The sequence below is a fragment of the Gordonia sp. SID5947 genome, from assembly GCF_009862785.1.
In the GTDB taxonomy this organism is placed as follows: Bacteria; Actinomycetota; Actinomycetes; order Mycobacteriales; family Mycobacteriaceae; genus Gordonia.
Genome location: NZ_WWHU01000001.1, coordinates 3,932,113 through 3,946,146, shown reverse-complemented (window position 1 = coordinate 3,946,146; position 14,034 = coordinate 3,932,113). Strand labels below are relative to the sequence as shown.

Sequence of the window (14,034 nt, the reverse complement as noted above, 5' to 3'; positions counted from 1 at the left end):
ATGACCGCATGCAGCTCACTCTCGAGCGTTCCGGACTGATCGCCGCACTGACGGCCATCTCGGCGGTCCTCGCCGTTGCCCTCGCGGGTGTCGCGGCTGCCACGCCGTTCCCCGTCACCACCGACGTCAACACGGCCATCGTCACCGGATTCAGCACGCCGGCCACGACTCCGCCATCTGGTTCGAACCATGTCGACTGCCACGACCGGTCAGGGCGCGACCCGGTGATCCTGCTGCACGGCACGGCGCTGAATCAGAATGCCAATCTGGCGTATCTCGCTCCGACCCTCGCGAATGCCGGATTCTGCGTGTTCAGCCTGACCTACGGCCAGACGAGTTGGAGTGGCAACGTCGGCGGACTCGGCGACAAGAAGCGCTCCGCGCGGCAGGTCGCCGACCTCATGGATCGAGTCCTGGCGGCGACACACGCCCGCCGGGTCGACATCGTCGGACATTCGCAGGGTGGCGCAATCGCCCAACTGGTCAGCCAGCTGCCCGGCCGCGCAACTCAGATCGACACGATCATCGGTCTAGCTGCACCGAACCGCGGCTTCTCCCGCACCAGCAACATCACCGATCGACTTCCCGCAGCACGCCGCCCGGGCGAGAACGACTGGGGCCCGCGCCACCCGAACATCCACTACCTCAACCTGGCGACCACCCATGATGAGATCGTGACGCCGTGGCAGAACTCGTTCATGTCGCCGGGCGCGAACGTCGTCAACACCCGCGTGCAGGACGTCTGCCCGAGCTCGATGATCGGCCATCTCGGCATGGCCTATTCGCCCACCGTGGCGGCCCTCGTCCGCAACGGCCTCGACCCGACACACCGCGTCCCGGTGCCCTGTGGGAAGGACTATCCAGGGTGATCAGGGGACCGGTGACGGCGCCGGCCGGCGACAAGCCCGGTTTTGTCCTCGCCACCCGGCTCGCTACACTCGTGTGCGCTGCCTCGCGCAGCACGCCGCCCTAGCTCAGTCGGTAGAGCAATTCACTCGTAATGAATAGGTCAGGGGTTCGATTCCCCTGGGCGGCTCCACGAATAACTGCAGTTCAGGGGCAATTAGCGCTGCTTCGTGAGTGTTCAACACGAGCAAACACGAGGTCGCCAGCACACACAGAGCACACGCGAGGTCGCCAGCACACACAGAGCACACGCGCGGCGCAATGTTCGGCATCCCTTTTCCAGCGGTGAGCCTCCTCGTCTCACCCTCGGAGGTGGCCGCGAAGCTGGAGGCGCCGCGGCCGATCCCTCACTACTCAAACCGCGCCTGCGCGGCGGCCGTGCCGTCGCAATTGTCGGCCAACTGCGAAAATGTGCGTTAGCATCGGCCGGTGACTGAGTGGACGGGTCTATATGGGCGATAGCTGGCCGTCGTTGCGCGCGTCCGACCTGGAACGCATCATCCGACGTCATTGTGGACAACCAATCCGCCAGAGCGGATCACATCGTATATACAAGGGCAAACACAAGAAGTTCACTTTCGCATACCATAATGGGGACGAAGTTGGCGGGAACATGGTCCGGCGTGTCTTGGTTAACGATGTCGGATTGACTCCGCAGGATGCACGAGGAGAGGTGAGCTGATGGCTAACGACACGCAGACTGTCGTCTACCGCTCAAGCATGTCCGGCGGGCCCCAGTGGCAGTTCTACTCAATGCCTGAGAGCGTCGTGGGCGGTGCCGACAGCATGGACAGTGCGCGGGCCCAGTACCGCGAAGCGCTTGCGTTCTCTCTGGAAGTAGGGCTCGATCACTTGCCCCCTGTCCGCGAGTTGGTCGAGCATGAGGCCAGCAAGGGGTCCGGGGTTTGGGTGAGAGGTGCGATTGATTCGCCCAGTTACGACAATGCACTGAAGTTCCTGACCAGATATGTCGAGAGCCAGCCAGCCGACGAGATCGGGTGGTTCTTCGAGCAACCCGCCGCTAGCGGCGATGCGATCCTCGTCCCGGTGGAGTTCGAGGACACGCTGCAATCAATCACCTCGCAGATGACACCGTTCGATTCGGTTTGGGCTGTCGCGCAAGGCAAGGACCCCGACGGTAGCGAGATGCTTGTCTGGCTAGCCCTCGGTGGCAGTGAGGCAGTATCCGACGACGACAGCGGATCTAGTGTGAACCTTGCCGACCTCGGTCTGACACCAGACAGCCCGATGATTGACGTCTTCAAGCGTGTAATCGACAACGCCCAGCAGATGCATACCGAAGGCAAGTACGCGCTAGCTACTGTGTGAACCGGTTCACGAGCGACGTTGCGCGGCAATATCTTTCAAGGACACCTGGCCTGGCCTTAGGCCGTCCGCGTAGCCCTAATCGGCCAAAAGGCCAGTTCAGAGCGTATTTCGGCATGGTTTAAGACCCGTACACATTTTGGCCGACAGTACGCGGCGGGTGCCTCCCGGTCAGGCCGGGGAGGGGCCCACCTCCGCCCCTGTCGCAGCCTTTGCGGATGCCCTATTGACCCCTGAGCTCCACGCTGGCGACCAGATCCCACCGGACGAGGACGCAAGGTCGTCCACCGTGGCACAGTCCCGGACTACGCTCAGCCCCAGCCAAGCGCGTGGCCGTGAGCAGGTGTTGGGCTAGGCTGAGTGCGATCAGAACAGACGGGTTGCACCCTTTCGACGCAGTTTGGTGCCGTAGCGTTGCATTACTTGTCACGCGTCCCGTCGTTCGACGAGTCGGCGTATGTCGGCGTTGTATATGTAGCGAACGATCTCACCCGAGATAATCAGGTCGATTGCCTGATCAATGACGTTGCGTGGCACGACGAACCATTCGGTCGGGTCGTAGTTGCGGCCCGTCTTGTCGACCTGTGTGAGGTCCAAACGCACGTCGGCGAACACGCGATGGAGCAGATTCTCCAACACTGAGACACGCGTGTTGTAGACGCGGTAGGTGGCGACAACGTCGACCGGCGCCATCAAGTAGGTGGGCGACTTGTCCGCGTTCCTGATCCTGGTCTCTACCGGTCCGCGCGAGAAGCCGATCTTGTGCAGATCAGTTATCCCCGCGATCTGCGGATCGGTGCTTCGAGAACGCAAGACGTAGATGTAGCCGCTGACCTCGTCGTCAGTAAGGATCTCCGGCTGCTCTCGCGGTACGACAATCTGACCATCCTCATCTGCCAGCCTGATCCCCAAGGATTGCCTGTACATCCGCGATTCGGTGCCGTTCTCAAAGACGCAGCGGAGGCGCTCGCGTTTGTTCTCGCGCACAGTCGATTTCTTGTACTCAGTCTCCCCGACCTCCGCGACAAAGAGCATCACACCATTCAGCACGAAGAACGCACCTGGAACTATGTGCTGCATCCCCGAATACGGCAACAACTCGCTCGCACCGTCCCGCAGCTCCGCATGCTTCTGCTGAAACATCGGAGCAAACTCGGCGAAGTCCTCAGCGGGTCGACGGCGTGCCACCTCCTCAGTCTCGAAACGCTGCTTACGGGCCGGGAGGCCAGAGACGTCCATAATGCCGGTCTCATCTCCCAGTAAGTCGAACGGATCGTGCTCCAGCAGCTCATCGATCGAACGAGGCGCCTCGGGGACGTCGAGAAGACCGAACTCGTCGAGGTGTTTGAGCGCTTGGATCTTGTCGTCGTCGGCGAAGATGCCGTCCAGACGAGCTCCGAGCTTGCGCTCGGAGATCGCCCTCGTCGTCGGGCTTGGGAGCCGGCCGTAGGTGCGGCGGAACTCTACGATCTCCAGAAATGCCCGCTCCAACCGATCGCTGGAGGTGACCTTCTTCGGTTTCTCGGGCATGTCCAGCAGGCCGTCGAGGTCGGAGTCTAGGAGTTTCTGGAACGCGTCGTGCTCAACCATGCGATCGCTTCCTGCGGTCGTCTTGTCTCGAGAGGTCATTGAGCGCTCCCCATTTCGGACGCTCGCTTTTGGATCTCGCGCTGCTGCTTGAGCCTACGCAGGAACAACAGAGCCTCTGCATAGCGCTTCTCTGTGGGGTCGTCTGAGCGCACCTCGGGGTGTCGCCCGTTGACCTTGACCCAGTTCTGAATCTTGGGGAACAACGCGAGTGCTTCATCCTCGCTGATCTCCACCCGTGTACTGGTGATCGCGTCGGAGATGATCTTGAGCACCGAAGGCGTCACCGACTTCGACATCACTTCGAACGCCCGCTGGAACGGGTTGACCGTGTCGATCAGGTTGATGCTGACGTCATCGATGTTCACGAACGTGTCGGCCATCTTGATGAACCGTTTGTCGCCGACTTCGCGGACCTCGCCGTTCTTGATCACCGAGTCCACCACGACCTGCTGGCGAACCTCCTCGACCTGCTCATCAGTCAGGTCCGGATAGCGATCCCGAATGATCTTCGGGATCAGGACCTTGTTCGTGGTCTCCGGGTCAACGCTGCCAGCCGCAGCCTTGGCGAACGTCTCGTCCTGCAAGATGTTGGCCTTCAGGTCATTCAGGTCGGTCTCGATGATCTGCTTGACCCGCTCGCTCGACGGCTCCTTGAACCCCTTGATCTTGATCGTCCCCGGCTCAGGCGCGTCGTCGTTACCCCGTTTGGCCTTGAAGGCGAAGTTCGGCGCCAGCACCTGTTCCATCAGCAGCGACGCAGTGATTGCCTTGAGCATGTTGTTCACCGACACCGTTACCTCGCCCCGCTCAGCGTCTGGCTCGGCCAGCAGATTCGTGAACTGCGCATGCGTCTTACCAGGGCTGTCGCGGGTGACCCGGCCGATGATCTGGATGATCTCGGTGAGCGACGCCCGATAACCGACGGTCAGCGCGTGCTCGGCGAACGGCCAGTCGAAGCCCTCCTTGGCCATCCCCAGGGCAATAATGATGTCCACCCCGTCGCGCTCCTTCGCCGCGACGGTCGACAGATAGTGCAGGGTATCGGCGCGCTTCTTCTGATCGGCGTCGTCGACGAGATCAGCCACCCGCAGCACTTCACCGGTGTCGTTGCGCCGGATGCGGATGACCCCGGTGTCCGGTTCGGTGTCGATCACGTCGCCGATGGTGTCGATGATGAACCCGACCTCTTCGATCTTGTCCTTGGTCGACTCACCCGAGTTCACGTTCGGGATGTGCACGATCGTCTTCTTGTTCAGGTCAAGCACCTCACCGATCGCCTCGGTGTAACGGCCCTGATAGAAGTGATGCCCGATCCCCAGCGACTTCAGATACTGATAGCCATTGAGCTGGTCGTAGTAGTTGAACGTCACCGGCGTGAACTGTGCCTCGTCCTCCGACGACAGCACCGGCACCGAGTCGCCGCGGAAGTACGAGCCGGTCATCGCCACAATATGGACGTCCGAGCCGACCATCACCTCCTTCAACAGTGCTCCCAAACGGGAGCTCTCGGTATCGGCCGAAACATGGTGGAACTCGTCGATCGCCAACACCGTGCCGTTGAACTCATCCGGCGCCAACCGCTCGAACGCGAACCGCAACGTCGCATGCGTGCACACCAGAATCGGATCACTGCTGCCTAGGAAGTCGACAAACGCATCGACCTTGCCCGCCGACGACCCCGGCGTGCACAAGTTTCGCTCGGGCTTAACCTCCCAATCGGCGAAGAAGCCATGCGAGGTCAACTTCGTCGTCGAGAACGACGCCCCGATCGAACGCTCCGGCACCGCGACGATCACCTTCTTGCGGCCCTGGTTGTACAGCTTGTCCAGACCCACGAACATCAACGCCCGCGATTTACCCGAGGCTGGCGGCGCCTTAATCAGCAGGTGCGGGGCCTCGCGCTTGGCGAACACACGCTGCTGCATCTCCCGCATACCCAACGCGTCAGTGTTCACCGAAGCACCGGTCTGCGCGTATGCCACGTCGACGACGTTCACCGTGCTGCTCACTTCTTACTCCTCTTCACAGGCTTAGCCGCTTGCTCTGCATGCGTCATTTGCTCATACATATCGAAGAGGGCCGACAAACGCTCCTCATCGGTCTCGTAGTCCCGCTTGGAGTAGACCGAATCGACTAGCGCGTCGGTCTGGGCGTGCGCAGTCCGCAAATCATCGGGCATTTTGACTGGATCGTAGAGCTCGGCCAGTGTCTTATCGCAGTGATACTCACGCACATCCAGCACCCGCAACGCCGCCACCGTCAACTGTTCCTTCATTGCGTCCGACAGAGGAGGAACCGGAAAGTTATTGTAGACGATGAGATTTGAGTACCGATAGTCCGTCTTCATCCGACCGCCCACTGCGCGGGTCCAAGCCATGTGCATCTGCGATGTCAATATCGCAAAGACCCATGGCTCAGAGTCGTAAACAGCATATGCTAGATTTGAGATTACAGTATCTTTATCCATATATCCGATTGGAATATACTCGCGCCGAACAGAAGATACAGATGGCACAATTATCGACTCGGTCGGCTTATACCCAAAGAAATAGAACCGGTTCGGAAATTCCGCGACTTCCCTGGTTGATTTTTCGGTGGATTTTCCTCGATATTCCGCCACGGCGTCGAGCCTTTGATCTATTTCAGGAATAGATCTCGCAGCACGCAAATCCTCGTCAGGAATTACAAGACACCATCTTGATCGCCCGTTTATATACTCAGAAGATCCAATATATCGCTTTACAAAGCCGTATGCAGACGGCGCTGCCCGCAGGAGGCGATCGCGTTGAGGTTCGTCCAGTATTAGGTGCCCGCCGTCAGACGGCTTCGAGCCATATATCATTCGAGGAAGGATTGAACTCAACGCCCGAGAACGCCGAAACAAATTCACATTTGACGCGTCAGCCAAATAGCCATTTATGTTGTCCACCCGACTCCGCACGCCGTCCGCGTAGATGAATTTCGAAGTTGCGCGGATATTCCGTAAGTTGATCACGGAAACCGTCACACCTGCGTTTCGCGTCGCATTGTTCTCCCATTTGAAAGACGTGTACGCAAATCCAATCTCCAGTCCACTTCCGAATATTCCGGGAAACATCAACGCGACATGCTCGCCCTGCGCTACCGAGTTGGTAGTTACAAAGGCAAGCTCGGCTTTAGTTCCTGCGATAAAATCGGCGCCTTTGATGAACCAAATGGCCACATAATCAAGCTTTTTGGGGTAGTTCGAGCCTAGCGCAAACTTGAAATCCTCCTTTTGAGATTTCGACTGCATAGTCGATCCCGCGTATGGAGGATTTCCGATGATGAAAACTTCTGATTCGCCGTCGTTTTCGCACACTGAATTCCAGTCAAGTCGCGCTGCGTTGCCAGCGCGAATCTGCCCAGTCTCTTTGAGGGGAATCAGAGGGATCTCGACGCCGAACTTCTCTCTGAACTCTCTGTTCAGCTGATGCTTTGCAATCCACAGCGACAGGATCGCCACTTCAACGGCGAAGTCGTCGATCTCTATGCCATAGAAGTTCTCGATGTCAATCCTTGATACCGCATACAGAACCTGGTGCTTGGCACTTAGATCGGCGAGGCGTTCGAGAATCGCATGCTCCAGACGACGCAGTTCCTTGTACGCGATGACCAAGAAATTCCCTGACCCACATGCCGGGTCGAAAACTCTGATCTCGCCGATCCGATCTAGTAGTTTCTCCAGCTTGGCGATGCGGCTGAAACCGGCGTCGAACTCCTCCTTCAGCTCGTCGAGGAACAGCGGCTCGATTGTCTTCAAAATGTTCGGCACCGACGTGTAGTGCTGCCCGAGGTCCGACCGCTTGCCGGGGGTGACGATCGCCTGGAACATCGATCCGAAGATGTCGGGGTTGATCTCGCTCCAGTCCAAAACCCCCAAATCCAGAAGCAGCCCACGGGCCGTCTTGGTGAACGCTGGCACCACATGCTGGTTGGAGACTTCAAACAGGCGACCGTTGACATATGGGAACGCGGACAAGTAGCTGGCCTTGTCTTTGGGCTTCTCAGTGTCCAGAGCGTTGAAAAGGTCGGTCAGGAACTCCTGCACGTCGGAGCCGTCGGCCTGGGTATGCGACCCGACTGCGGTGGTGAACTGCTCGTCGCCGAAGATTCCGGTGTCCTCAGCGAAGAAACAGAACAGCAGCCGCGTGAAGAACACGTTCAGCGCGTGCCGGCCATGCCGCTCACCGATCAGGTCCGGGTTCGCCTGCAACAGCTCGTCGAAGAGCTTGCCCATCCGCTCGGCAGCCTTGACGTCGGCGTGTGCCTCGGAGGTGTACTGCGCCTTCTCCATCCCGGCCCACGGCAGGAAGAACGTGAAGTGATTGTCGATGTCGCGGATCGGGAAGACCTTGTTCTCGCCGGTCTTCATATCGACCGCGACCAGCTCGTTGTAGTCGGTGGCGATCACGAACCGAGGGTTGTACCGAACCACGTCCGGCGATGTCCGCATCTCCTCAACGTCGGCCAGCGGCTCGCGTTCGGTCTCACGGAAGTAGACGACGTTCTTCTGCGCAACCTCACGATCAGGATCGGCCGCGACGTTGAGTGACCCGTTGCGCAAGCGGGTGACGTTGCCCTTCGGCTTCCCGTAGGCCAGCAGCAGGTCGAAGATGAACTCACGATCGTAGGACTCACGATGTCCGAGCGGTGAGACCCGCTCCTCGACCGTCTTCAGATTCAACCTAGCCACACCTGCACTCCTACGCTCAATCTAAACCCGGCCCGCAGCCGGACCGCGCATCCATCATCCCATCGTGCTTGCACCGGCCACATTCGATCGGCCCCTTCGTCCCGGCACCTCAATCCTTAGTCAGGTTTCGCTCCGGTAGCTGCCAGCTCTACCGGTCCGCCCAGTCCGGGCGTGCCGCCTTTGCTAGATTCCGTCCGTGAGCGTCTGGGAGTTCTTCGCCTCGATCATCGGATCAATGGCGTGGCCCGCTGCCCTGGTTGCCCTGGTAGTCATTCTCCGTCAGCCGATTTCAGGGCTAGCGAACGAAATTGTGTTGATGTTCGGCCGGGCCAAGTCGGTAACAGCGGGATGGGGGTCCGGCCAGATCGCACTGGAGCTGGAGAAGTTGCGCAATGAAAACGCTGGACTTCCAGAGTCGACCGGGGCGCCGTCAACGACGGAGGACACCATCACCCGACTGCTCGCTGTCGATCCCAAGGCCGCGATGCTGAGCGCGATCTTCAACGTCGAGGCCTCGGCACGGAACGTCACCGACCTGCTAACCGACGAGCAGACCACGACCGCGCCAACGTTCCGGTCATTCGGTGAGCGTATCGACATTCTGAGGGGACACGGACTTCCGGAGCAGGCGGTGATCACCGCGCGCTACATCCGTGGTGTGCGCAATGAGCTTGTGCACGGATTCGGTGACGATCTACAGGCCAACGCAGCCGAGGTGATCGCACTCGCCCGAGAGCTGACGCGCTCGATCGAAGCATTACGACCTATCGTGCCCACCTAATCCGTTGCGCGGCAACGCATTTAATCAAAATATCCGCCAACTCTGCCCGCCGGGGCGCCTTGAAGGCCGTAAAACCCCTGGCCAGGGCCTATTCGGCGTTTGACGGAAACCCGTACGCACGTGTGCGCACAGTACGCGGCGGGGTCCTGCCGATCGGACCGGGGCGGGGTGACACCCCTCTATGCCCGAGACGACACGACGGCCGGTCATACCACACCCACACCACACCTGGACACGAGACAGCCCCGGAGCGCACGAGGTGTGCACTGCCGGGGCTGAGTCGACCGCTGACGGCCTAGCGGTCAGTCCGTGACGTACCGACCAAACCCACGCGCCACGACGTCACGCGGCGGACGCTTCCCGCGCGTCTCCCGCTCCCGTTCGGCCTCGTCGCCATCGTGCGGACGAGATGCCATGTCGTCGTCGAGATATCGACCGAACCCCCGCCTGTACCCGTCGTCGTCGTCGTTGTATCGACTCACGGTCACGCTCCCTTGTTCGTGTCGAGATCGGCCACGCCGCGCGGGTTGGGCCGCTGCTTGGCATCAAGACCAACGAACCACCTCAGCACCTCGTGTTCGGTGCGGCCTGCCAACCACGAGGGTGCAGACCCCTGCCAGCAAGAGGACCCCTGGGTGCGGGCCTCGGCCTGTGGCGAGTTGTGCTTGCGTGCCTCGGCCTCCGTGAGGAACTGGCCGCCACGCACCTTCGGGGGACGTACGACAGAGACCCCCGTGGTGCGCACCTCGAACCCGCGGTCGATCGCAGCAGCACACCACATACGCACCGACTGGACATCGGACCACCGGGCCACGGCCGACCGCCACAGCCGCACTGCCGACAGCACCCCATCATCGTCCCCGTCGACGGCTTGGTCCAGCGTGACGTCGACACCGACCCCGGCGAGACTCAGGCGCTCGTGTGCCTGCACAGCGTCGGCCAGCACCGCGTCGGCCTCGTCGAGAACGGCCGTGTCGATCTCGTCGAGCACCCCGCGCACGCTGCCAGCGGCCCGCTGGCACACTTCCGACTCGATCGCCGCGCGTAGACCCTTGTCGATTTCGAGGGGCACGACCAGCCGCTCCCGGTCGTGGTGCTCGTCGACCAGCGCGCGCAGCACTTCGGGCGCCTTCTCCTTCCGTGAGGTCGCGTCGATGAGCGCGGCCGCGGCCTCGGACAACCGGGTGCGCAACGCGTACGCCGCTGCCTCGGCCTCGATCTCCCGGTTCTCGTCGGTGATCCGGGCCAGCGACCGGGTCAGGGCGCCGTCGAGCCGGTCTAGCCGGATCAGTTCGGCCACCCGCTGCCCGATCTCTCCGGCCTCGGACAACAACGGCACCGGCGGGTGCGGGTCGACGCGAGGACCGACCGGCTGTGCGGCCTGCGCGGCCCGTCGGCCAGTGTTCCACTTCTCGACCTCACGCGTCATCATCGCGTTGGAGTTGCGCGCAGCGGTTCCGCGGTTGTACTCGGCCATCGCGGCCCGGCCGGACTTCGCGGACTTCCGCTCGTGCCGCCTCCGCTCGGCGTCGATCAGTTCATCCGACGGCGGGGCGTCGGGGTTGTAGACGGTCATCGTTCCTCTCAATCCCCGGCCGGGTGTCGGCCGGAAGTCTGTGTGCTGGTGTGTTGGGCGACCCGTGCCGCGTATTCCTCATCGGTCTCGCTCGGCCACTGGTATGCCGGGTGCCACGTGGTGCCCGGTGTCGGGTCGGCCATCATGCGGTCGACGTAGTCGGCGAACTGACGCCGCCGGGTCTCGATCGCGTCGATCCGCGCGTTTGACCGGGGGCCCGAACCGCTTGTCGACGCCGTCATTTCTGCTCTCTTCTCTCGTCTCAAACACGGGGTGTCACGGGGGTACCGCCCCCCTTACAGGGGGGCGGAAACCGTGATTGACCCCCAATCACGCACCCCGCGTGATTGCTCTACCTGCGGAAACACCGGAAACGTGATTGAGCTTGATTGGTGCGTGATTGGGTACCCGCGTGATTGGGTGCGTGATTGCTTGACCTGCGGTTTTGCATTTCCGCGTGATTGCTCTACTTGTAACCATTGGCGCTCAACCGTTCTCGGCCTCGTGGCCTCGGAGAAACCACCTCGTCGGGTTGCGGTTGTCGTCGCTGCCACCCCCGCGATCACCGTCGCGCCGGACCAATGCACCCCGGTCGACACCCTCGGTCAGACGCCGCCGGGCCTTCTCGATCTGCGATCGCGTCGGCCGGGCCGTATCGCACAGCAGCACGGCAACGTCGGTGGCAGTCGCACCCTTGGGGCCACGCTGACGCACCATCTCGACGACGTCGGTGGCCGCGTTGTCGACGGTGCTGTGGCCGTCGGGGGTGTGCGTCACGAGCAGCGGACCGACATCGTCAACCGGCTGTTTCAGATGCAGCAGCATGACCACCTGGTCACCGGCGACACCATGCAGCAGCACCACCGACCCGGCACCGGCGGTGATGTGCTGTGAGCCGTAGACGTCGGCGAGCGTCTTGGGCGGGCCGTCTCCGGCCTTCTTCACCATGTGGTGCAGTTCGAGCACGTCGATACCCGCGGTGAGCACCTTCTGTCGCGCTCGGTTGTACTCAGCGCCGACGCGGTCCTCGGACAGCCCCACAGCGGCATCCTTGATCGAATCGACGACGACGCGGTCACCGGGCCCGAGTCCGGCGCGCTCGCACAGTTCGAGGAACGCGTCGGAGTCCACAGCGAAGTCGACCCACGGCGGGCCCTTCTTCACGATGAGACGGCCCGACAACCGATCGCGGTCGGCCACGGCGAAGAACCGCCGGATGTTTCGCCGGGCCTGCGCGGGTCGGTCCATCGCCAGATAGAGCACCCGGCGGCACTCTGTCACCGGCAGACCCAACGCGGTCGCGTGCAGACCCAACGACGCTGAAACCACCTGCGCGGCAACCGACGTCTTACCCACACCCGGCGGTCCGGTGATCGTCAGCGCTTCACCCGCGGACCACAGCACCCGCGCGCCGACACCCCACAGTGCAGGCGCCTCGTCGGGCTCGTCGAACAACCACGCGGCGCCGTCGACGAAATGGTCGTCGACCTCCTCGTCGGCGTCGTCGGTGTCGTCGTTGTCGAGCCGGTGGCGCTCTGCCCACTCGACCAGCGAGGTCGGCGCCGCCTCGTCGGTCTCGTCGGGCTCGTCGTGGCCGACAGGCTGACCCTGTGTATCGAAATACCCACGGCGAGCGGGCATATCCGCCGCACCTGGCAGCATCGGAAACGGCGCCGCGCTCATTCCGCACTCACCTTTACGATGGCGCCGAAGACAGCGCGCAGCATCTCCGATTCGAGCTCGTCGGCCGACCGCACGCCGTCGAGGCCGTGGCGCTCGCGGCGCATGTTCTCTTTGACGAACGCGGACAGGACACGAGCCATTGCGTCGACCGCTCCGGGGTGCCCTTCAGCACCCAAGGCGACTACTCGATACACAGCCCGCACGAGCGTGTCGTGGGCGGTCGTGCGCATCCGTTCGACCATGCGGCCGTCGACCGCCGAGGCCATCGCGAGATCCATCGATCCAGCGGGCAGCGCGTCGAGGAACGCGTCGAGATCGGCGATGGTCACAGACTCCGGCCGGACCCCGGCCAACCGCTGAACCCACGAGCCGGGCACGGTGCGAGTGGTCAGCGTCGGCCGCTGGTATTCGAGCGCTGCCAACCACGACAGCGGCAACTCCGGCGGGTCGTCCCACTCACCGGAAACCCACTCGTACCGGCGGTCACCGATCCGCGACGGCGGCACGAGCACGTAGTTCCGATCACCGGCCCGCAGGTCCACACCCGGCCCGGCAATGCCACGAAACCATGAACCGACGGCCACCTTGAGCCTGTAGTGCATACCGCCGTTCGGAGTCCGCACAGTCGGACATGCTGGCAGCGGCCCACACCGCTCTTCCAACGCCGCCAGCGTGTCATGCGCGGCGCGTTTGTAGAGGTCCGCGTCGATCACGAGCTGACCAGAGGGAACGGGCGCCGCGAGGTTGGCATTGGGCCACCGGCGGAACCATTCGGAGATCTGTGTGTGGTCGTCGGTCGCGTCCCGGAACCCACGTCGGGTCAGCGGCGCCTTACCGTTGGACTCACACGGGAACACGGACAAACCGTGGTGCTCGACGTAGGTGTGCGCGGCAAGCTCTACGTCGATCTCGATCGCCAGTTGCTCGGCGTCGGTCGGCGCGACGTGTGCAAAGTGTCCGACCACCGAAGTACGCTCGGAATCGGGAAACTTCTCCTTTCCTTCGGTGCGAGTGGTGATCGCCGCGGCGGCGTCCGGTTCTGGCCGGGCGCCGTTTGCGTTCGTAGGCAATGTCTTCTCCGTTTTCGGTTGCGCGCGTTGGGTTTCGCGCTGATCGGGTCGTCTCGGTGCAGGTGAGGGTGAGCGGCCCGGAGGGTGGAGATCAGGTCAGCCGCGAGATCCACGTTTGAATGTCGGACGCGCGGTAGCGAATCGCGGCACCGACGCGCACGAACGCCGGACCCTTGCCGCTGCCGTCGCTGCGCCACGTGCGCAGGGTGCGCGGTGACAGTCCGCACACGTGCGCGGCCTCGTCAGTGTCGAGCAGGCGATCGAGTGCGTCAGCAGGTGCCAGCACCTCTCGACTTCGGTCAGTGAGATTGATTGCCGCGGTTGCCATTTGGTGCTCCCTGAGTGTCAGTTCTAGTGTGTCCCACCGCTGTTGGTCAGTGTCTGCGCG

The 14,034-nt window shown here is 62.2% G+C and carries 12 protein-coding genes and 1 tRNA gene; 4 read left to right on the top strand and 9 right to left on the bottom strand.

Features of this window, described 5'->3' with window-relative positions:
• The first annotated feature begins 8 nt into the window (after nucleotides 1–8).
• The 3 genes from GTV32_RS18035 (at nucleotide 9) to GTV32_RS18020 (ending at nucleotide 2,235) form a co-directional block, all read left to right on the top strand.
• On the top strand, nucleotides 9–869 hold the full coding sequence (locus GTV32_RS18035; protein WP_161061483.1) for an alpha/beta fold hydrolase: 861 nt from the start codon (nucleotides 9–11) through the stop codon (nucleotides 867–869).
• Between the two features lie 94 nt (nucleotides 870–963).
• Nucleotides 964–1,039: transfer RNA gene (locus GTV32_RS18030), tRNA-Thr, on the top strand.
• Between the two features lie 548 nt (nucleotides 1,040–1,587).
• Nucleotides 1,588–2,235: a hypothetical protein gene (locus GTV32_RS18020; RefSeq protein WP_161061481.1), complete on the top strand. Its 648-nt coding sequence runs from the start codon at nucleotides 1,588–1,590 to the stop codon at nucleotides 2,233–2,235.
• A 423-nt stretch (nucleotides 2,236–2,658) separates the two neighbouring features.
• Here the strand turns inward: GTV32_RS18020 and GTV32_RS18015 are convergent, their stop codons facing one another.
• The 3 genes from GTV32_RS18015 to GTV32_RS18005 are packed head-to-tail and all read right to left on the bottom strand — an operon-like array spanning nucleotide 2,659 to nucleotide 8,536.
• Nucleotides 2,659–3,822, bottom strand: a complete 1,164-nt coding sequence (locus GTV32_RS18015; protein ID WP_237421580.1) for a GIY-YIG nuclease family protein — start codon at nucleotides 3,820–3,822, stop codon at nucleotides 2,659–2,661.
• Between the two features lie 35 nt (nucleotides 3,823–3,857).
• Nucleotides 3,858–5,831 carry a DEAD/DEAH box helicase gene (locus GTV32_RS18010; protein WP_161061479.1) on the bottom strand — a complete coding sequence of 658 codons (1,974 nt, stop codon included), beginning with the start codon at nucleotides 5,829–5,831 and terminating at the stop codon, nucleotides 3,858–3,860.
• Nucleotides 5,828–8,536, bottom strand: coding sequence for a DNA methyltransferase (locus GTV32_RS18005; protein WP_161061478.1), 2,709 nt, complete (start codon nucleotides 8,534–8,536; stop codon nucleotides 5,828–5,830). The genes GTV32_RS18010 and GTV32_RS18005 overlap by 4 nt, the downstream gene beginning before the upstream one ends.
• 196 nt (nucleotides 8,537–8,732) lie before the next feature.
• On the opposite strand from GTV32_RS18005, the gene GTV32_RS18000 reads away from it, so the two are divergent.
• Entirely contained in the window at nucleotides 8,733–9,317 is a 585-nt protein-coding gene (locus tag GTV32_RS18000) for a hypothetical protein (RefSeq protein WP_161061477.1), read from the top strand.
• 302 nt (nucleotides 9,318–9,619) lie between these two features.
• On the opposite strand, the gene GTV32_RS17995 is transcribed toward GTV32_RS18000, so the two are convergent.
• The 6 genes from GTV32_RS17995 to GTV32_RS17970 form a co-directional block, all read right to left on the bottom strand.
• Entirely contained in the window at nucleotides 9,620–9,799 is a 180-nt protein-coding gene (locus tag GTV32_RS17995) for a hypothetical protein (RefSeq protein ID WP_161061476.1), read from the bottom strand.
• 2 nt (nucleotides 9,800–9,801) lie between these two features.
• Nucleotides 9,802–10,893 carry a hypothetical protein gene (locus GTV32_RS17990; RefSeq protein ID WP_161061475.1) on the bottom strand — a complete coding sequence of 364 codons (1,092 nt, stop codon included), beginning with the start codon at nucleotides 10,891–10,893 and terminating at the stop codon, nucleotides 9,802–9,804.
• 8 nt (nucleotides 10,894–10,901) lie between these two features.
• Nucleotides 10,902–11,135 carry a hypothetical protein gene (locus tag GTV32_RS17985; RefSeq protein ID WP_161061474.1) on the bottom strand — a complete coding sequence of 78 codons (234 nt, stop codon included), beginning with the start codon at nucleotides 11,133–11,135 and terminating at the stop codon, nucleotides 10,902–10,904.
• Nucleotides 11,136–11,379: 244 nt separating this feature from the next.
• Nucleotides 11,380–12,576: an AAA family ATPase gene (locus tag GTV32_RS17980; RefSeq protein WP_202421838.1), complete on the bottom strand. Its 1,197-nt coding sequence runs from the start codon at nucleotides 12,574–12,576 to the stop codon at nucleotides 11,380–11,382.
• Complete coding sequence (locus tag GTV32_RS17975; protein WP_161061473.1) at nucleotides 12,573–13,646, bottom strand: bifunctional DNA primase/polymerase; 1,074 nt, start codon at nucleotides 13,644–13,646, stop codon at nucleotides 12,573–12,575. Before GTV32_RS17975 ends, GTV32_RS17980 begins: the two co-directional genes overlap by 4 nt.
• 91 nt (nucleotides 13,647–13,737) lie before the next feature.
• Complete coding sequence (locus GTV32_RS17970; RefSeq protein WP_161061472.1) at nucleotides 13,738–13,974, bottom strand: helix-turn-helix domain-containing protein; 237 nt, start codon at nucleotides 13,972–13,974, stop codon at nucleotides 13,738–13,740.
• Nucleotides 13,975–14,034: the final 60 nt, after the last annotated feature.